The organism is Limimaricola sp. (assembly GCF_016125575.1).
In the GTDB taxonomy this organism is placed as follows: domain Bacteria; phylum Pseudomonadota; class Alphaproteobacteria; order Rhodobacterales; family Rhodobacteraceae; genus WGLM01.
In genome coordinates, this window is the sequence record NZ_WGLM01000006.1 from 62,947 (window position 1) to 80,361 (window position 17,415).

A 17,415-nucleotide genomic window follows, 5' to 3' on the forward strand; every position below is an offset into this window, starting at 1 on the left:
GTCATTGCCGTTTTCAAAGCCCGGAGTCTGCCATGCCCGCCAAGATCCCCGCTACCGTCGTCACCGGCTTTCTCGGCGCCGGCAAGACCACGCTGATCCGCCACATGCTGCAAAACGCACAAGGCAAGCGCATTGCCCTGATCATCAACGAATTCGGCGACCTCGGCGTCGATGGCGACATCCTGAAGGGCTGCGGCTCGGAGGTGTGCAGCGAGGATGACATCGTCGAGCTGTCGAACGGCTGCATCTGCTGCACCGTGGCCGAGGATTTCATCCCGACGCTGGAAAAGCTGCTGGAGCGCGACGTGCGCCCCGATCACATCGTGATCGAAACCTCGGGCCTTGCCCTGCCGCAGCCGCTGGTGCGCGCCTTCAACTGGCCGGGCATTTCCACCCGCGTGACCGTCGATGGCGTGGTCACCGTGGTCGACGGCAAGGCCGTGGCCGAGGGCCGCTTTGCCCATGACGTGGCCGCCGTCGATGCCCAGCGCGCGATGGACGAGAACCTCGATCACGAAACCCCGCTGTCGGAGCTTTTCGACGACCAGATCGCCTGTGCCGACATGATCGTCGTCAACAAGGCCGACCTGATGTCCGAGGCCGAGGCAGATGCGCTGGCCACGCAGCTGAAGGCCGAAAGCCGCCCCGGCGTGCAGGTGCTGCGCGCGGCGATGGGCGTGCTTCCGGTCGATGTGCTGTTGGGGCAAGGCATCGGTGCCGAGGCCGACATGGACGCACGCGGCGAGGTCCACCATCATCACCACCACGACGATGACGAGGACGACGACCACGACGATCACCACGAGCACGGCCATGACGAGTTTGAAAGTTTCGTCGTGACCCGTGGCGAGGTTGCCGACCCCGCGGCGTTTGCCGCTCACGTATCGGACGTGATCCGCGAACACGATATCCTGCGGCTGAAGGGCTTTGTCGCCGTCACGGGCAAGCCCATGCGCTTGACGCTTCAGGCCGTCGGCCCGCGGGTGGATACCTATTTCGACCAGCCCTTCGCCGGCCCGCGCGAAACCCGCCTTGTCGTCATCGGCGAAGCCGGGCTGGACCGCGCCGCGATCATGGCAGCGCTGTCGGCATGATTGTCGTCGTCCCCGGCGACCCGCGCGCGCCCGCCGCGCGCGCCCTGCTGGAACAAAGCCATGCGCTGATGCAGGCCCTGTTCCCGCCCGAGGACAACTTCTTCCTGCCGGTAGACGCGCTGGCCGCGCCCGGCATCCGCTTCTTCGTCGCCACCGAGGGGGACCAGACGCTGGGCACCGGCGCGCTGGCGCTGAAAGACGGCTATGGCGAGGTGAAATCCATGTTCACCGCCGAGGCGGCGCGCGGGCGCGGCGTGGCCGATGCCATCCTGACCCGGATCATGGACGAGGCACGCGCGGCGGGCCTGCCCTGGCTGCGGCTGGAAACCGGCAACACGCTGCACGCGGCACATCGTCTCTACGCCCGCCACGGCTTCATGCGCTGCGGGCCCTTCGGCGATTATCCCGACGCGCCCTCCAGCATCTTCATGGAAAAGCCGCTGTGACCTCAGGCGTCCTTCTTCTTCTCGGCGGCCGCCTTCAGCCGCGCGACAAGTTCCGCCTTGTCTGGCCTCTGGCCGAACGGGTTCTTGCGCGACCCGGGCGCGTTATGCTCGGCATGGCGGGGTTTGCGCCCGCCGGTCTTGGGATTGCCGGACTTACTGTAATCCATCGCGTGGCCCTTTCCATGCTGGCCCTTCCCCTTGCACGGAACCGGGCCGGCGCACAAGCGGGGGCCTGAGATGCATCTGCTGGCCGCAAGCCCCGGCGCCATCGCCGACGGGACCGATCCGGTCGACCCTGGCCAGACACCCGCCGATATCGTGGTGATCTCGGCGGCCGATACCGAACTGGCCGCGCTGGCCGAGGCGCGCGCCGAGATGGACGCGCCACCCGCGCTGCGGCTGGCCAACCTGATGCACCTGGCACACCCGATGTCGGTGGACCTGCACCTCGATGCCTGCGCGACGAAATCCCGCCTTGTCATCGCCCGCATCCTCGGCGGGGCGGGCTACTGGCGCTATGGGCTGACGCAATATGCCGCCCGCCTGCACGAGGCCGGCGTGCCCTTTGCCGCGCTGCCCGGCGACGACAAGCCCGACCCCGAACTGCGCGCGCTTTCCACCGTCAACGGGGCTGATTACGACGCGCTCTGGTCCTACCTCGTCGAGGGCGGGCCCCAGAATGCCACGAATTTCCTGCGCTACGGACAGGTGATGCTGACGGGGGCCGAGAAACCCGCGGCGCCCGCCCCGCTGCTGCGCGCGGGCGTCCACTGGCCGGGCGGTGGCGGCCTTGCCGCCGCGCGGGCGGCCTGGACGGAGGGCGCGCCGGTGGTCCCGGTGGTCTTTTACCGCGCGCTGGTGCAGGGCGGCGGGCTAGCGCCGATCAACCGGCTGACGCGCAGCCTGATGCGCGCCGGGCTGAACCCGCTGCCGGTTTTCGTGGCCTCGCTGAAGGACCCGCTCAGCGCCGCGACGCTGGACCAGCTTTTTGCCGACCATCCCCCCGCGGTCATCCTCAACTGCACCGCTTTCGCGGTGGGCAGCCCGCATGACGGCGACGACAGCCCGGAAAACCCGCTGGCGGCCAATGACGCCCCGGTGTTCCAGGTCGTGCTCTCGGGCGGGACCGAGGCCGCCTGGGCCGAAGGCAAGGCGGGCCTGTCGGCACGCGACATCGCGATGAACGTGGCCCTGCCCGAGGTTGACGGCCGCATCCTGACCCGCGCGATTTCCTTCAAGGGCGAGGCGTTCTTCGACGATGCCACCCAGTGCCCCATCGCCACCTACCAGGCGCAGGGCGACCGGATCGACTTCGTCGCGCAACTGGCCGCCAACTGGGCGCGGCTGCGGCAGACCGCGCAGGCCGATCGCAAGGTCGCGCTGGTCCTCGCCAATTATCCCAACAAGGACGGCCGGCTGGCCAATGGCGTGGGCCTCGACACACCCGCGGGCACCGTCGCCGCGCTGCGGGCGATGCAGGACGCGGGCTATGGCGTGGCAGGCGCGCCGGGCGATGCGCAGGCACTGATGGACCGCCTGATGGCCGGTCCCACCAACTGGCTGACCGACCGCGCCACGCGCGAAGGCGGCATCGTCCTGCCACTCGACATCTACAAGAAACACTTTGAAAGCCTCCCCTGGGAGGTCAAAGAGCAAATCACCGCACGATGGGGGGCGCCGGAAGACGACCCCTTCGTCTTGCCCCAAATACTCCCGCCGGAGGCCCCGGCCGATGCCGCGGGGCCCGGCTTCGCCCTTGCGGTCCACCGCTTCGGCAATGTCGTCGTGGCGATCCAGCCCGCGCGCGGCTACAACGTCGACCCGACCGAGACCTACCACGCGCCCGACCTCGTCCCGCCGCACCATTACCTCGCCTTCCACGTCTGGCTGCGCCATGCCTGGGGCGCCGACGCGGTGGTGATGATGGGCAAGCATGGCAACCTCGAATGGCTGCCGGGCAAGGCGCTGGCGCTGTCGGCCGCCTGCTGGCCCGAGGTGACGCTGGGCCCCACGCCGCTGGTCTATCCCTTCATCGTCAACGATCCCGGCGAGGGCAGCCAGGCCAAGCGGCGCGCAAGCGCGGTGATCGTCGATCACCTCACCCCGCCGCTGACCCGCGCCGAAAGCTACGGACCGCTGCGCGACCTCGAGGCGCTGGTGGACGAATATTACGAGGCCGCAGGGCTGGACCCCCGCCGCGTGAACCGCCTGCGGGATCAGATCCTGTCGCTGGCCGAGGCAACTGGACTGGCTGCGGATTCGGGGCTGGCCGCGGGCGAGACTGACCTCGCCCGCCTCGACGCCTATCTCTGCGAGTTGAAAGAGGCGCAGATCCGCGACGGGCTGCACGTTTTCGGCGCCTCGCCCGAGGGGCGGCAGGAACGCGACCTTGCCATCGCGCTGTCCCGCGTGCCGCGCGGCGACGGCAAGGGGACCAATGCCTCGCTCCTGCGGGCGATGACCGCGGACCTGGGCCTGGGCCTCGACCCGCTGGATTGCGACATGGCCGCGCCGGTGGCCGCAAAACCGCGCGCGCTGGCGCCGCTCACGCCCGCGCCGTGGCGCAGCAACGGCGACACGGTGGAACGGCTGGAACTGCTGGCGCAGGCGCTGGTGGAGGGCGCGGCACCACCCCCCGGCCCGGCCACGGCGGCCGTTCTGGACCAGATCACCGGCACAATCCGCCCCACCGTTGCCGCCTGCGGCCCGGCCGAGATGGCGGCGCTTCTGGCCGCGCTCGATGGCCGCGCGGTGGCCCCCGGCCCCTCGGGCGCACCGACACGCGGGCGGCTCGACGTGCTGCCGACGGGGCGCAACTTCTACTCGGTTGACAGCCGCGCCGTGCCCACCCCCACCGCCTGGGCGCTGGGCTGGAAATCGGCCAACCTGCTGATCGAGAAGCACCTGCAGGACCACGGCGACTGGCCGCGCACGATGCTGGTCACTGCCTGGGGCACCGCCAACATGCGCACCGGCGGCGACGACATCGCGCAGGCCCTTGCGCTGATGGGGGTCAAGCCTACCTGGGACGCCGCCAACCGCCGCGTGACTGGGTTCGAGGTGCTGCCACAGGGCGTGCTGGGCCGCCCCCGCGTGGACGTAACCCTGCGCATCTCGGGCTTTTTCCGCGACGCCTTCCCGCAACTCATCGCGCTGGTCGACAGTGCCGCCCGCGCTGTGCAGGACCTCGACGAACCGGCCGATCTCAACCCCGCCGCCGCCCGCGCCCGCGCGGGTGAAGCCACCACGCGCGTCTACGGGTCGAAGCCCGGCGCCTACGGCGCGGGCTTGCAGGCGCTGATTGACGAACGGATCTGGTCCGACACGGCAGACCTTGGCAATGCCTACCTGGAATGGGGCGGCTACGCCTATGGCGCGGGGGCCGAGGGGCAGGCCGACCGCGCGGGCTTTGCCGCGCGGCTGGGACAGGTCGAGGCGATCGTCCAGAACCAGGACAACCGCGAGCACGACCTGCTCGACAGCGACGACTACTACCAGTTCGAGGGCGGCGCGGCAGCTGCGGTGGCCAGCCTGCAGGGACAGGCGCGCCCGGTCTATCACAACGACCATTCGCGCCCCGAACGCCCCGTCATCCGCACGCTGGAAGACGAGATCGGCCGCGTCGTGCGCTCCCGCGTGGTCAACCCCAAGTGGATCGACGGGGTCAAGCGGCACGGCTACAAGGGCGCCTTCGAGATTGCCGCGACGGTCGATTACCTCTTCGCCTTCGCCGCCACCACGGGCGCCGTGCGCAACCACCATTTCGACCTGGTGGAATCGGCCTTTCTCGAGGACGAGGCCACGCGCGAATTCATCGCCGAACACAACCCGCCCGCGCTGGCCGAGATCGCCGAACGCCTGCAAGAAGCGATCGACCGCGGCCTCTGGACCCCGCGCAGCAATTCCGCCCGGGCGCGGATCGAGGCGCTGCTGCCGCGGCGCTGACAGGGGGCGCTGCCCCCTCGGGCCTGCGGCCCTCACCCCCGGAGTTTTCCAGACCAAAGAAGCCGGTAACGGATCGTTAAGGTTAACGGCGCATCCTGCCCCCGTGGCGAAGCTGGAGAGCGAACGCCATGACCGAAGAAGCCCCCCGGCGGCACTTGGTGACCTGTCCGGGGGGTCATTCGTCGTTGCCCTTCTTTGGTCCGAAAAACTCCGGGGGGAGGCCGCGGCAGCGGCCGGGGGGCAGCGCCCCCTTGCCGGCGTTGTCGGAGGGTGCGGCGCGTGGCGCTTGACGGAAACTGGGCGCGGTTCCATCAATCGCGCCATGACACCTTGCCGGGTCCATATCACCGGCGCCAGTGGCGCCGGGGTCACCACGCTGGGCAGGGCCCTTGCCCAGACCTGGGCCGTGCCCGCGCAAGATACCGACGACTATTACTGGCAACCGACCGATCCGCCCTTTGCCGCCAAACGCCCGGTGCCCGAGCGGCTGGAGCTGATGGAGCGCCTGTTCCTGCCGCGCCCGGCCTGGGTGCTGTCGGGGTCTTGCCTCAGCTGGGGTGACCCGCTCGTTCCGTTCTTCGACGCGGTGGTGCTGCTGGTCCTCGACCCTGCCACGCGGATGGCCCGGCTGGAGGCGCGCGAGGCGGCCCGGTGGGGCGCCGCCATTGCGCCCGGCGGCCCGCGTCATGCCGCGCACCTGGCCTTCCGGGACTGGGCCGCGCGCTATGACGATCCCGCCTTCACCGGCCGCAGCCTTGCTGTGCACCGGCGCTGGCTGGCAACCCTGCCCTGCCCCACCCTGACGCTCGACAGCGCCGCGCCACCCGCGGCGCTTGTCGCGGCCATCACGGCTTGGCAGCAGGGCCGCTAGCACCCGTCAAAAGAGCCGTCCGTTGTCCCCTGCCCGCGCGCTGCCTCTGGCCCCGGTCGCCGCGCAGGGTTAGGCTGTCCGCCACCTGACCGGAGCTGCCCATGATCCTGCCGCTTGCCATCCTCCTCGGCTTTCAGCTTCTGGGCGAGATCACCGCGCGGGGCTTCGGCCTGCCCCTGCCCGGCCCCGTGCTGGGCATGGCCTTCCTGTTCCTGGCGCTGACCGCATGGCCGCGTCTGGCCGCGCGCATCACCGATACCGCGCGGGGGCTCCTGGGGCACCTGTCGCTGCTTTTCGTGCCGGCAGGGGTCGGCATCGTCGGCCACCTGGGCGAGATGCAGGCCGATGGTGCGGGGCTGGCGCTGGCCATCGTCGGCTCGACCGCGCTGGCGATCATGGCGGGCGTCGGGGCCTTCCTGGCGGTCGTGCGGCTGACCGGCGGCGCCGGAGACGCGGGATGAGCGACGTCACCCGCATCTGGACCTATCTTTCGGCCGACCCGCTGCTGTGGCTGACGCTGACGCTGGTGGCCTACCTGATTGGCGACGCGGCCTTCGTCGCCTCTGGCCGCCGCCCGCTGGTCAACCCGGTGCTGCTGGCGGTGGCGATCCTGGCCGTGGTGCTGCGGCTGACCGGCACGCCCTACCAAACCTATTTCGCCGGCGCGCAGTTCGTCCATTTCATGCTCGGGCCCGCCACGGTGGCGCTGGCCGTTCCGCTGCATGCCAACCTCCCGCGTATCCGCGCCTCGGCCCTGCCGATGGCCGCGGCCCTTGTCGCCGGCGCGCTCACGGGCATGGTCAGTGCGGTGCTGATCGCCGCAGCGATGGGGGTGACGGGCCAGACCCTGTTGTCGCTGGCGCCAAAGTCGGTCACGGCGCCGGTCGCGCTGGGCGTGTCCGAGGCGATTGGCGGATCGCCCACACTGACGGCGGTGCTGGTGATCCTGACCGGCATCACCGGGGCCATCATCGCCACCCCGCTTCTGAACGCGCTGGGCGTCAAGGACTGGCGCGCGCGCGGCTTTGCCGTGGGTGTCGCCAGCCACGGCATCGGCACCGCCCGCGCATTCCAGGTCAACGAAACAGCTGGCGCTTTCGCCGGCATCGGCATGGGCCTAAACGCGCTGCTGACCGCCCTGGTCGCACCATTGCTGGCCCCGCCGCTGATCGCCCTTCTGACACATTGAAACGAGGCACGAGATGACCGAAGACACCCCCGATGACACCGCCCGCCACGCCGCCAAGATGGCCAAGAAGAAGGCCGCGCGCGACAAGATCATGGCCACCAAGACTGGCGAGAAGGGGCTGGTCATCGTCCATACCGGCAAGGGCAAGGGCAAGTCCTCGGCCGCCTTCGGGATGATCTTCCGCTGCATCGCGCATGGCCTGCCCTGCGCGGTGGTGCAGTTCATCAAGGGCGGCATGTCCACCGGCGAGCGTGACCTGATCCTGCGCCAGTTCTCCGCCGAGTGCCCGTTCTACACGATGGGCGAGGGCTTTACCTGGGAAACCCAGGACAAGACCCGCGACACCGAGATGTCCCAGGCCGCCTGGGCCAAGGCCAAGGAGCTGATCCGCGACCCTGCGAACCGGATGGTCCTGCTCGACGAGATCAACATCGCGATCCGCTACGGCTATGTCGACATTGCCGAGGTCGTGGCATTCCTGCGCGATGAAAAGCCGCCGATGACCCATGTCGTGCTGACCGGGCGCAACGCACACGAGGACCTGATCGAACTGGCCGATCTGGTGACCGAGATGGAACTGGTCAAGCACCCGTTCCGCTCCGGCATCAAGGCGCAGATCGGGGTGGAATACTAGGCGCTATGAAGCTGACCAAAGCTCACCGCGAAGCGCTGCGCGATATCCTGACATGGCGCCGCGACGTGCGCCATTTCCGGCCAGATCCGGTTGCGCCCGACGTGCTGGAACGGCTCCGCGCGGCGATGGACCTTGCCCCCTCGGTCGGCAATTCGCGGCCATGGCGGGTGCGGCAGGTGGAAAGCCCCGCCCTGCGCGCGCAGGTCTGCGCCATCTTCGAGGCTGCCAATCACGCCGCCGCCGCGATCTATGACGACACCACCCGCGCCGCCTATGACGCGCTGAAACTGGCGGGTCTGCGTGAGGCACCGGTGCATCTGGCGGTTTTCACCGACACCGCGCCGGAGGCCGGCCACGGCCTGGGCCGCCAGACGATGCCCGAAACGCTGGCCTTTTCCACCGTCTCGGCCATCCACACGCTGTGGCTGGCCGCAAGGGCCGAGAATATCGGGCTCGGCTGGGTCTCGATCCTCGATCCCGCCGCGATCTGCGCCGCGCTGGATGTGCCCGACGACTGGCAGCTGACCGGCTACCTCTGCCTGGGCCACCCGGCGGAAACCGACGACACGCCGCTGCTGCACCGCGTGGGCTGGCAGGAAAACGCCCCGACCGACTGGAAGGTTCTTTAACCTTCTTCTGGCGGCAAATACTCTCGGGGGGTCGCGGGGGGCAGACAGCCCCCCGCGCACTCAACCACCCTGCGCCGCCATCCCCGCCGCGCGCGCGCCGCTCAGCGTCTGGCCGGTCGAAAGGGCCTCGGGATCGACCTTCAGCTCGATCACTGCCACCGTGCCCGCCACCTGCGCGCGGGCGAAGGCACCGGGGAAGTCGCCGGTCCGCTCCACCACCTCGCCGTAGCCGCCATAGGCCCGCGCCAGCGCCGCGAAATCGGGATTGGCCAGCATCGTGCCGCTGACACGGCCGGGATAGTGGCGTTCCTGGTGCATGCGGATCGTGCCGTAGCGGCCGTTGTTGACCACCACCACGATCGGTTTCGCGCCGTGCTGCACCGCCGTCGACATCTCGTTCAACGTCATCTGGAAACAGCCGTCCCCGGCCAGGCAGACCACCGTGCGGTCGGGGTATTCCAGCGCCGCCGAAACGGCCGCCGGAAAGCCATAACCCATCGAGCCAGAGGTCGGCGCCAGCTGCGTGCGATACTCCTTGTAGGTGAAATAGCGGTGCAGCCAGGCCGCGTAGTTGCCCGCGCCATTGGTCAGGATCGCATCCTGCGGCAGGCTGTCGGACAGCCAGCGCACGACCTCTTCCAGCTTCACCGCGCCGGGGCTTTCCAGCGGCGCGACCCAGGCCTCGTAATCGGCCCGCGCGGCGCAGGTCCACTCGCCCCGGTCCGCGCCTTTGGGCGGCAGCGCGGCGAGTGCCGCCACCATTTCCGGCGCGGTGGCGGTCACGCTCAGCGCCGGGGCATAGACGCGGCCCGGCTCGTCCGGGTCGGCATGGACGTGAAGGATGGTCTTGCCGGGCTGGGCGGGGTCTGGGTTCATGTAGCCCTGCGTTTCGATGTCGCCCAGGCGCGAGCCCAGCACCAGCAGGCAATCGGCCTCGGCCATCCGCCTGGCTAGCCGCGGGTTGACGCCGACGTTCAGGTCGCCCGCGTAATGGCCATGCCGGTTGTCGAGGTAGTCCTGCCGCCGGAACCCCGCCGCCACCGGCAGGCCCTGCGCTTCGGCGAACCGCGCCAGGTCCGCCGCCGCCTGCGCCGACCAGTGCGGCCCGCCCACCACCACCATCGGGCGCGCCGCCTGCGCCAGCCGGTCCATGATCGCCGCCGCGGCCGGGGCAAGGTCGCCCCGCAGCGCCGCGCCCGGCCCCGGATGATCGGCCACGTCGGCCGCGGCGCTCAGCATGTCCTCGGGCAGCGCCAGCACCACCGGCCCCGGCCGCCCCGACGTCGCCACGTGAAACGCCCGGCCGATGTATTCCGGCAACCGCTCCACCCGGTCGACCTCGGCCACCCATTTCGCCAGCCCGCCAAAGACCGCGCGGTAATCCACCTCCTGGAACGCCTCGCGGTCGCGATGCGCGGTGTCGATCTGGCCCACGAACAGGATCATCGGCGTCGAATCCTGCCGCGCGATGTGGATGCCGGCGCTGGCATTGGTGGCCCCCGGCCCGCGCGTGACGAAGGCCACGCCGGGCTGGCCTGTCATCTTGCCATAGGCTTCGGCCATCATGGCGGCCCCGCCCTCCTGCCGGCAGACAACATTGGCGATGGCGCTGTCGTAAAGCCCGTCAAGCGCGGCAAGGAAGCTTTCGCCGGGCACGGAAAACACCCGCCTGACCCCGAAGATCGCCAGTTGATCCGCCAGTATCTTGCCGCCGTGCCGCATCGCGTGTCCCCCTTGTCGGGCCGCATCCTGCGGCAGCGCGCTGGCAGGCACAAGGCGCGCTATTGCGCCTCGCGCGCATGGCTCTACGGTGCGATCTGCCCGTCATTGCGAAAGACCTGCCCATGCGCACGCTTCTCGGCCTGTCCGGCGCGCTGCGTCAGGGCTCGACCAACACCGCTCTCGTGCACGAGGCCGCCCGCCTTTTCGCGCCCTCGGCCTTTACGCTGGCCGACCTGCGCCTGCCGCTCTTCGACGAGGATATCGAGACGGGCGAAGGGATTCCTTCCGCCGTGCAGCGCCTGGCCGACCAGATCCGCGCCGCCGACGCCGTCGTCATCTCCACCCCCGAATACAACAAGGCACTTTCGGGTGTGCTGAAGAACGCGCTCGACTGGGTCAGCCGCACCAAGGGCGGTCCCTGGCGGGACAAGCCGGTGGCGATCATGTCGGCCGCCGACGGGCGCGGCGGCGGCGACCGCGCGCAATTCTCGCTGCGCCTCTGCCTGGTGCCGTTCCGCGCCCGCGTGCTGCCCGGCCCCGAGGTGATGGTGGCCGACGCCCGCACCCAGTTCGACGCTGCGGGGCGGCTGACCAGCCCGCGCTACATCGCGCAACTGACCGAGCTGATGGACCAGCTGCGCGCGCTGGCTCAGCCCTGAACCGACACCTCCACCAGGTTGCCGTCCGGGTCGCGGATGTAAAGCGAGGTGATCGGTCCCGTCGCCCCCGTCCGTGCCACCGGCCCCGCCTCTACCGGCACCCCGCAGGCGGCGAAATGCGCCTGCCAGTCGGCCAGCGGCGCCCCGGTCAGGAAACACAGGTCAGCCGAACCCGGCACGGGGTGGCGCGCCTTGGGGTCGAACTCGCGTCCCGCCGCGTGCAGGTTGATCTTCTGCCGGCCAAAGCTCAGCGCTACCCGCAGGCTGCCATCGGCGGCGCGAAACGCCTGCCGGGTCATCCCCAGCACGCGCGCGTAAAAGGCCGCGGTGGCCTCGATATCGGCCACCGTCAGCACCAGGTGATCAAGCGATGTGACCTGCATCTTGCCCCCGTCGCGCCCTTCGCTAGGCTGCCAGCATGACCGCATCCCCCGCCCCCGCGCAACAGCTGACCGACGTGATGGACCCCGCCCGCGCCCGCGCCCTTCAGGCCACGCTAGGGCTGGCGCAGACCATCGGCCCGGGGGACCCGCTGCCGCCCTTCTTCCACCACATCCATTTCTGGGAGCCGGTTGCGCCCGACGGCCTGGGCCGCGACGGCCATCCTCGGGTGGGCGGCCTGATCCCCGACATGGGCCTGCCGCGGCGGATGTGGGCGGGGGGCGAGCTGGCCTTTCACCGGCCCCTTCTGGCCGGGGTGCCCGCGACGAAGACCACGAGGCTGGACAGCGCCACGCGGAAGGAGGGCCGCAGTGGCGCCTTTGCGCTGGTCCGCCTGCGGCACGAGATCGCGCAGAACGGCCAGGTTTGCCTGACCGAATGGCAGGACCTCGTCTATCGCCCCGATCCCGACCCGGCCCGCCCAGCGTCGCCCCCGCCGCAGGCCCCCGCGGACGAGGAGCGCGCGACGCCCTTCACCGCCGATGCAACCCTGCTCTTCCGCTACTCGGCGCTGACCTTCAACGGCCATCGCATCCACTACGACGCCGCCTATGCGCGCGAGGTCGAGGGGCATGGCGGCCTTGTCGTGCATGGCCCGCTGCTGGCGCAACTGCTGATGCTGGCCGCGCCCGCGCCGCTTACTCGCTTCAGCTACCGCGCCACCGCGCCGCTGATCGCGGGCGAAGCGGCGCAGGTCTGCGTCAAGGGCGCCGACCTCTGGCTGCGCGGCCCCGACAACCGGCTCTGCATGGCGGCCACGGCGGGCTAGGCTTCATCTTGCCCCAAATACTCTCGCCGAAGGCATCGGGGTTTCATCCGAAACCCCGACCCTGACCCGGCAGGCGAAAGTCCTCCGGGATCCGGTCACGCCCCTCCAGCAGCAGGTCGGCCATCACCTCGCCCACCAGCGGCGCCATGCCAAAACCGATCTTGAACCCGCCATTGGCGATGAAGCTGCCATCGGCCAGTTGCCCCAGCAACGGCGCCCGGCTGGCGGCGCGTGGGCGCACACCGGCCCAGCGTGCCAGCACAGTCACGTCGCCCAGCGCAGGTAGCGCCGCGCGCACTTGGGTCAGCAAAACGTCCAGACGGTCATCCGTAGTCGTGGCGTCATCCCAGTCGCGCTCGCTGGTCGCGCCGACGGCGACGGTGCCATCTGAATGCGGCACGACATGCACACCGCCCACGAAAAGCTGCGGCGCGTCGCGCCGGTCCAAGGCCAGAACGGCTGCCTGCCCCTTCACTCCGTTGCCCAGGCCCCGTTCGGCCAGTCCTGCCCAGCCGGTGGCCCAGACCACCGCGCCAGCATCGGCGCCCTCGGTCAACACCTGCCCGCCCCGCGCCAGCACCGCCGCGGCCAGCGCCTTGGTCGCGCGGCGGGGATGCACACGCGCGCTCAGGCTGTCGCGCACCAGCCAGCCTGAGGGGCTGGGCGGCTCCCACCCATTGCCAGACGCAGGCACCACCTCCCACGTCGCATGGCCCTGCCACAGCGCGCTGGCCTCTTCTGCCCGCGCGCGGGCCAGCTGCACCGCGGCCTCGTCGGCCAGGGGCTGCACCCGGCCCAGCCGGGCATAGCCCGGGTCACCCCCGCCCACCTCAGCCACGTCGGCCCAGAACGCCTCGGCCATCAGCAGGCTTTCCAGTTGAAACGCCTTCTTCTCGTTCCATTGCTCGGGCACATGCGGGGCCAGCGCGCCCACCACGCCGCCGCTCGCGCCCGCCGCCACGCCGGCCGGGTCGATCACCTGCACGCGCGCGCCGCGCCGCGCGCAGGCCCAGGCGACGGCAAGGCCGAACACCCCCGCACCGCGCACCGTCACGTCCATCCTTGCCATCGCCCGCCTCCGCGTCCTAATTGCGGGCGCACCCTAAGGCAGCCCCCGATGAACGACCAGCACGCCCCGGTCGACTGGCGCGACGGCACCGTCCCCGTCTCGCGCCGCTTCGACGATATGTATTACTCGCTGGCCGGCGGGCTGGACGAGACGCGCCACGTCTTTCTCGCCGGAAACGACCTGCCAGCGCGCTTCGCACCCGCCTTTCACATCGCCGAGACGGGGTTCGGCACCGGGCTGAACTTCCTCGTCACCTGGGCCGCGTGGCGCGCGGCGGGCGCGCCCGCGCCGCTGCATTTCACCACGTTCGAGGCGTTCCCGATGGCCCCCGCCGACATGGCCCGCGCGCTGGCGGCCTTCCCTGCGCTGGTCGGGCCCGCTGATGCGCTTGTCGCGGCGCTTGCCGCCGGGACGGGGCCTTACGACTTCGGCGGCCTGACCCTGACCATCGTGCCGGGCGACGTGCGCGAAACGCTGCCCGGCTGGGCCGGCAGGGCCGATGCCTGGTATCTCGACGGCTTCTCGCCCGCCAAGAACCCCGAGATGTGGGGCGAAGGTCTGATGGCCGAGGTCGCCCGCCACACCGCGCCGGGCGGGACGGCGGCGACCTACACGGCGGCCGGCCACGTCCGTCGGGCGCTGGCCGCGGCGGGCTTTGACGTGGCCCGTGCGCCGGGCTATGGCCGCAAGCGTCACATGACCCGCGCAAGGTTGCCCGCCTGATGCAGACCAATACCCGCCTTGGCATCTGGCTGATGATCGCCACGACCTTCGTCTTCGCCATCCAGGACGGCATTTCGCGCCACCTTGCGGGCAGCTACAACGTGCTGATGGTGGTGATGATCCGCTACTGGTTCTTCGCGGCCTTCGTCATAGTCGTGGCGATACGCCAGAGCGGTTCCGTCCGCGCCGCAGCCGCTACCACGCAGCCGCTGCTCCAGACCTTCCGCGGCGTGCTGCTGGTGGGCGAGATCTGCGTACTTGTGGTGGCCTTCGTCAAGCTGGGGCTGGTCGAAAGCCACGCGATCTTCGCCTGTTACCCGCTGCTGGTCGCGGCGCTTTCGGGGCCGATCCTGGGCGAGGCGGTGGGCTGGCGGCGCTGGGCGGCGATCGGTGTCGGCTTCGTCGGCGTACTGGTCGTGCTGGAACCGGGGCTGGCGGTCTTCTCGCCCTGGGCGGCACTGCCGTTCCTCTCGGCCACGATGTTCGCGCTTTACGCGCTGTTGACCCGCTATGCCGCCCGGCGCGATTCGGCGGCGGTGTCGTTCTTCTGGACCGGGGTTGTGGGCGCGGTGGCGATCACCGGCCCGGGCCTTTGGGCCTGGCAGCCGATGACGGCGCCGGACTGGGCCTGGATGGCCGCGCTCTGCGTCACCGGGGCGACCGGGCATTACCTGCTGATCAAGTGCTACGAGGTGGCCGAGGCCAGCGCGGTGCAGCCCTTTGCCTACCTGCAACTCGTCTTTGCCTCTACCATCGGCCTGCTGGTCTTTGGCGAGACGCTGAAGCCGCATGTCGCGGCGGGGGCAGCCATCATCGTGGGCGCGGGCATCTTCACCCTTTGGAGGGCGAGGCGCGCGGCACTTCGAACAGCCGCGTAGCGCCGCAATCCCAAAGGGCAGATCGTCCAACTTGGCATCGGCCCACTATTGGCGCGCCTTGGGACGAATGCTGCTGGTTGGCGCAAGGTCCGACCCGTTGGATGACGGCAGGGCCGGAGCGGCCGCTTCGGCGGCTGGGCGCGCCTCAGGCGCGATGCTGACGGTAATATCCGGTGCAGTCGGCGCAGCGGGCGCAGACGGCTCTGGAGCTGCGTCGGCCACTGCCCGTGCCTGAGGCCGCATCACCGGCATCTCGCCCTTCAGCAGCGCCGTGAAGCGGATCGGCCCTGCCCTGCCGGTCAGGCGCGCCTTGTAGATCGGGATCGCCTCGGTGACGCGCTGGACGTAGTTCAGCGTCTCGCGGAAGGGGATGTTCTCGATCCAGTCGATCACGTCGACCTGCGGATCGCGCGGGTCGCCCCGGTCGGCGATCCACTGGTCGGGTCGCCCCGGCCCGGCATTGTAGCCCGCCGCGACCAGCACCGGCGAATAGCCGTAACGTTCGATCAGGCCGGCAAGGTAGGCCGCGCCAAGCGTGGCATTGTAATCCCAGTCGGCGGTCAGGCGGGCGCGGTCGTAGGGCAGGCCCAGCGCGTTGGCCATGTCGCGCGCGGTGCCGGGCATCACCTGCATCAGGCCCAGCGCGCCGGCGGGACTGCCGACGCTTTCGTTGAACTCGCTTTCGCGCCGGGCCACGGCCAAGGCCAGTTCCGACGGCACCGGCAGGTCTTTGCGGGCGATGTCATGCAGCGGAAAATAGAGCCCCGGCAGGATCATGCCGCGCGCCGCCGCGGCCTTGCCCAGCAGCACCTCGAAGAACGGCTCGTTCAGCTGGTCAAGCCGCGCACCCAGCTGTCCGATCTGGGTGCGGTCAAGCGTCTTGCCCAACTGCGCGAAGAACAACACCGCCCCGGTTCTCTCTCCTGCGGCCAGCAGGGAGAAGGCCCCGCGCGTGACATCATCCTGCATGAATGCCGCACTGCGCCAGTCGGGGAAGGTCTCGCGCCCCAAAAGTGCGGGGTCGAGTGACTGACCCAGCTTCTCGGCGGCGAGCAGTCCGTAAAAGCTGGTCTGGTTGCGTGCCGCGCGTGTCCATGCGGCACGGGCCGCCGCATGCTGGCCCAGCGCCTCTTCGGCCGCACCCACCCAGTAGCCCGCCCGCCCCTCCGAGATGGGGCTGTCGACGGCGGCCTCGACGGCGAGGAAATGGTGCAAAGCCTGCGACGGCCTGTCGAGGTATCGCAGCGAGATATAGCCTGACAGCCATTCCAGATCGGCGTAGGCCTCGCCATCATCGGGGGTCAGGTGATGTTTGCTGGCCAGCGCATAGGCCTCGGCATAGTTGCCTTGCCGCATGTCAAAGCGCGCCAATACCCGGCGCCAGCCCGACCAGCGAAACGGCTGCACCAGTTTCGCAGCGCTGTCGGTTCGCGTCAGCAAGAGCGCGATGGCGTCGGACTGATTGCCGCGGGCGGCCAGCCAGCTGTAGCGATCATAGGCCAGCCCCGCGTCGTCCTTCAGCAGCGCCGGCACGGCGGCCACAAGCCGCGCCCTGTCAGGGCTGTTCTGGATATAGGCCAGTCGCGCCTTGACCAGTGCCGCGGTATCGGCATTGAGCAGCGGCAGCATCCGCGCGGCATCGTCGGTACGCCAGCGCCAGAGCATCGCATCCGCCCGCGCGGCGTTAAGCGGCGCAAGCTGGGCGGCAAAGCTTGTCAGAAGTGCCGCCTGCCCCTCGTCCGTCAAGCTGAGGGTCAGCCAGGCATCGTGCAGCACCTGCGCGGCCTTCTCGCCCTGCCGCGTGGCGATCAGCGCGCTGGCCAGCGCTGCCGCGCCCTGCCCGGTCTGCGGGGCATTGTCGCCGAAATAGGCGATGACATCGCGGGCCGGGATTTCGGGGGTTATTGTCGCCTCGCCCTGCGCGCGCAGCCGGTCAAGGCCCGGCCAGTCGGGCCGCGCCTTCAGGAAGGCCGCGTAATCGGCGAAGGTCACGGGGTTGGGTGGCGCAGCAGGATCGGTGCTGATCCCGGCGCGCAGCTGGGTCCATGTCAGCAGGTCGCGCGCCAGCCTGTCACCCTGCGGCACCAGCGCCTGGGCGATGGCCCAGTTGCCCGCATCCGCGGCGGCAAAGGCCGCGGCCAGCGGATCGGGCGGCGCGTCCCCGGTCTGGGCGCGCGCAGCAAGCGGCATGGTCAGCGCGATGATCGCGGCAAGGGCCAGTCGGCGCATGTAACTCTTCTCGTTCGGGGCCTGTCAGAAACCTAACCTGCCGCAGCCCGACCGCAACGCCGAAACTTGGCAAGGCGCGCAAAGGCGTCTAGGGTCCGCCCGTTTCGCCCCCGGCCG

General features: G+C 70.1%; 17 protein-coding genes. 12 read left to right on the forward strand and 5 right to left on the reverse strand.

Annotated elements, in window-relative coordinates; all coding sequences use genetic code 11:
- Positions 1-32 precede the first annotated feature (32 nt).
- Both cobW and GC146_RS15950 read left to right on the forward strand, forming a co-directional pair.
- The gene (cobW, locus tag GC146_RS15945) at positions 33-1,094 is read left to right on the forward strand and encodes a cobalamin biosynthesis protein CobW (protein ID WP_291840946.1); all 1,062 of its coding nucleotides are present in this window, start codon (positions 33-35) and stop codon (positions 1,092-1,094) included.
- The gene (locus GC146_RS15950) at positions 1,091-1,540 is read left to right on the forward strand and encodes a GNAT family N-acetyltransferase (RefSeq protein ID WP_291840948.1); all 450 of its coding nucleotides are present in this window, start codon (positions 1,091-1,093) and stop codon (positions 1,538-1,540) included. The genes cobW and GC146_RS15950 overlap by 4 nt, the downstream gene beginning before the upstream one ends.
- A 2-nt stretch (positions 1,541-1,542) precedes the next feature.
- On the opposite strand, the gene GC146_RS15955 is transcribed toward GC146_RS15950, so the two are convergent.
- Complete coding sequence (locus tag GC146_RS15955) at positions 1,543-1,707, reverse strand: hypothetical protein (protein WP_291840950.1); 165 nt, start codon at positions 1,705-1,707, stop codon at positions 1,543-1,545.
- 70 nt (positions 1,708-1,777) lie between these two features.
- Here GC146_RS15955 and cobN point away from each other — a divergent pair, with 70 nt between their 5' ends.
- The 6 genes from cobN (at position 1,778) to bluB (ending at position 8,808) form a co-directional block, all read left to right on the forward strand.
- The gene (gene cobN, locus GC146_RS15960; protein WP_291840952.1) at positions 1,778-5,485 is read left to right on the forward strand and encodes a cobaltochelatase subunit CobN; all 3,708 of its coding nucleotides are present in this window, start codon (positions 1,778-1,780) and stop codon (positions 5,483-5,485) included.
- A gap of 322 nt (positions 5,486-5,807) precedes the next feature.
- On the forward strand, positions 5,808-6,356 hold the full coding sequence (locus GC146_RS15965) for an adenylate kinase (protein ID WP_291840954.1): 549 nt from the start codon (positions 5,808-5,810) through the stop codon (positions 6,354-6,356).
- A gap of 101 nt (positions 6,357-6,457) precedes the next feature.
- A complete protein-coding gene (locus GC146_RS15970; protein WP_291840955.1) occupies positions 6,458-6,817 on the forward strand; it encodes a CidA/LrgA family protein in 360 nt (119 codons plus the stop codon).
- Entirely contained in the window at positions 6,814-7,545 is a 732-nt protein-coding gene (locus GC146_RS15975; protein WP_291840956.1) for an LrgB family protein, read from the forward strand. The genes GC146_RS15970 and GC146_RS15975 overlap by 4 nt, the downstream gene beginning before the upstream one ends.
- A gap of 13 nt (positions 7,546-7,558) precedes the next feature.
- On the forward strand, positions 7,559-8,179 hold the full coding sequence (gene cobO, locus GC146_RS15980) for a cob(I)yrinic acid a,c-diamide adenosyltransferase (protein ID WP_291840957.1): 621 nt from the start codon (positions 7,559-7,561) through the stop codon (positions 8,177-8,179).
- A 5-nt stretch (positions 8,180-8,184) separates the two neighbouring features.
- Positions 8,185-8,808, forward strand: a complete 624-nt coding sequence (gene bluB, locus GC146_RS15985) for a 5,6-dimethylbenzimidazole synthase (RefSeq protein WP_291840958.1) — start codon at positions 8,185-8,187, stop codon at positions 8,806-8,808.
- Between the two features lie 60 nt (positions 8,809-8,868).
- Here bluB and GC146_RS15990 read toward each other — a convergent pair whose 3' ends face one another.
- Positions 8,869-10,530, reverse strand: a complete 1,662-nt coding sequence (locus tag GC146_RS15990; protein ID WP_291840960.1) for a thiamine pyrophosphate-binding protein — start codon at positions 10,528-10,530, stop codon at positions 8,869-8,871.
- 122 nt (positions 10,531-10,652) lie between these two features.
- Between GC146_RS15990 and GC146_RS15995 the strand changes: the two genes are divergently transcribed.
- Positions 10,653-11,189 carry an NAD(P)H-dependent oxidoreductase gene (locus tag GC146_RS15995; protein WP_291840961.1) on the forward strand — a complete coding sequence of 179 codons (537 nt, stop codon included), beginning with the start codon at positions 10,653-10,655 and terminating at the stop codon, positions 11,187-11,189.
- Here the strand turns inward: GC146_RS15995 and GC146_RS16000 are convergent.
- Positions 11,180-11,572 carry a VOC family protein gene (locus tag GC146_RS16000; protein WP_291840963.1) on the reverse strand — a complete coding sequence of 131 codons (393 nt, stop codon included), beginning with the start codon at positions 11,570-11,572 and terminating at the stop codon, positions 11,180-11,182. The two genes, GC146_RS15995 and GC146_RS16000, sit on opposite strands and share 10 nt — an antisense overlap.
- Before the next feature lie 35 nt (positions 11,573-11,607).
- Here GC146_RS16000 and GC146_RS16005 point away from each other — a divergent pair, with 35 nt between their 5' ends.
- Entirely contained in the window at positions 11,608-12,399 is a 792-nt protein-coding gene (locus tag GC146_RS16005; RefSeq protein ID WP_291840965.1) for a MaoC family dehydratase N-terminal domain-containing protein, read from the forward strand.
- 43 nt (positions 12,400-12,442) lie between these two features.
- On the opposite strand, the gene GC146_RS16010 is transcribed toward GC146_RS16005, so the two are convergent.
- Entirely contained in the window at positions 12,443-13,468 is a 1,026-nt protein-coding gene (locus tag GC146_RS16010; RefSeq protein ID WP_291840967.1) for an FAD-binding oxidoreductase, read from the reverse strand.
- Between the two features lie 48 nt (positions 13,469-13,516).
- On the opposite strand from GC146_RS16010, the gene mnmD reads away from it, so the two are divergent.
- Both mnmD and GC146_RS16020 read left to right on the forward strand, forming a co-directional pair.
- On the forward strand, positions 13,517-14,191 hold the full coding sequence (gene mnmD, locus GC146_RS16015) for a tRNA (5-methylaminomethyl-2-thiouridine)(34)-methyltransferase MnmD (protein ID WP_291840969.1): 675 nt from the start codon (positions 13,517-13,519) through the stop codon (positions 14,189-14,191).
- Positions 14,191-15,069 carry a DMT family transporter gene (locus GC146_RS16020; protein WP_291840971.1) on the forward strand — a complete coding sequence of 293 codons (879 nt, stop codon included), beginning with the start codon at positions 14,191-14,193 and terminating at the stop codon, positions 15,067-15,069. Before mnmD ends, GC146_RS16020 begins: the two co-directional genes overlap by 1 nt.
- A gap of 45 nt (positions 15,070-15,114) precedes the next feature.
- On the opposite strand, the gene GC146_RS16025 is transcribed toward GC146_RS16020, so the two are convergent.
- Entirely contained in the window at positions 15,115-17,298 is a 2,184-nt protein-coding gene (locus GC146_RS16025; protein WP_291840973.1) for a lytic transglycosylase domain-containing protein, read from the reverse strand.
- Positions 17,299-17,415: the final 117 nt, after the last annotated feature.

What these genes read in the sequence shown, in the direction of transcription:
- cobW (WP_291840946.1), top strand. Translation starts at nt 33, where the DNA reads ATGCCCGCCAAGATCCCCGCTACCGTCGTCACCGGCTTTCTCGGCGCC.
- GC146_RS15950 (WP_291840948.1), top strand. Translation starts at nt 1,091, where the DNA reads ATGATTGTCGTCGTCCCCGGCGACCCGCGCGCGCCCGCCGCGCGCGCC.
- GC146_RS15955 (WP_291840950.1), bottom strand. Translation starts at nt 1,707, where the DNA reads ATGGATTACAGTAAGTCCGGCAATCCCAAGACCGGCGGGCGCAAACCC.
- cobN (WP_291840952.1), top strand. Translation starts at nt 1,778, where the DNA reads ATGCATCTGCTGGCCGCAAGCCCCGGCGCCATCGCCGACGGGACCGAT.
- GC146_RS15965 (WP_291840954.1), top strand. Translation starts at nt 5,808, where the DNA reads ATGACACCTTGCCGGGTCCATATCACCGGCGCCAGTGGCGCCGGGGTC.
- GC146_RS15970 (WP_291840955.1), top strand. Translation starts at nt 6,458, where the DNA reads ATGATCCTGCCGCTTGCCATCCTCCTCGGCTTTCAGCTTCTGGGCGAG.
- GC146_RS15975 (WP_291840956.1), top strand. Translation starts at nt 6,814, where the DNA reads ATGAGCGACGTCACCCGCATCTGGACCTATCTTTCGGCCGACCCGCTG.
- cobO (WP_291840957.1), top strand. Translation starts at nt 7,559, where the DNA reads ATGACCGAAGACACCCCCGATGACACCGCCCGCCACGCCGCCAAGATG.
- bluB (WP_291840958.1), top strand. Translation starts at nt 8,185, where the DNA reads ATGAAGCTGACCAAAGCTCACCGCGAAGCGCTGCGCGATATCCTGACA.
- GC146_RS15990 (WP_291840960.1), bottom strand. Translation starts at nt 10,530, where the DNA reads ATGCGGCACGGCGGCAAGATACTGGCGGATCAACTGGCGATCTTCGGG.
- GC146_RS15995 (WP_291840961.1), top strand. Translation starts at nt 10,653, where the DNA reads ATGCGCACGCTTCTCGGCCTGTCCGGCGCGCTGCGTCAGGGCTCGACC.
- GC146_RS16000 (WP_291840963.1), bottom strand. Translation starts at nt 11,572, where the DNA reads ATGCAGGTCACATCGCTTGATCACCTGGTGCTGACGGTGGCCGATATC.
- GC146_RS16005 (WP_291840965.1), top strand. Translation starts at nt 11,608, where the DNA reads ATGACCGCATCCCCCGCCCCCGCGCAACAGCTGACCGACGTGATGGAC.
- GC146_RS16010 (WP_291840967.1), bottom strand. Translation starts at nt 13,468, where the DNA reads ATGGCAAGGATGGACGTGACGGTGCGCGGTGCGGGGGTGTTCGGCCTT.
- mnmD (WP_291840969.1), top strand. Translation starts at nt 13,517, where the DNA reads ATGAACGACCAGCACGCCCCGGTCGACTGGCGCGACGGCACCGTCCCC.
- GC146_RS16020 (WP_291840971.1), top strand. Translation starts at nt 14,191, where the DNA reads ATGCAGACCAATACCCGCCTTGGCATCTGGCTGATGATCGCCACGACC.
- GC146_RS16025 (WP_291840973.1), bottom strand. Translation starts at nt 17,298, where the DNA reads ATGCGCCGACTGGCCCTTGCCGCGATCATCGCGCTGACCATGCCGCTT.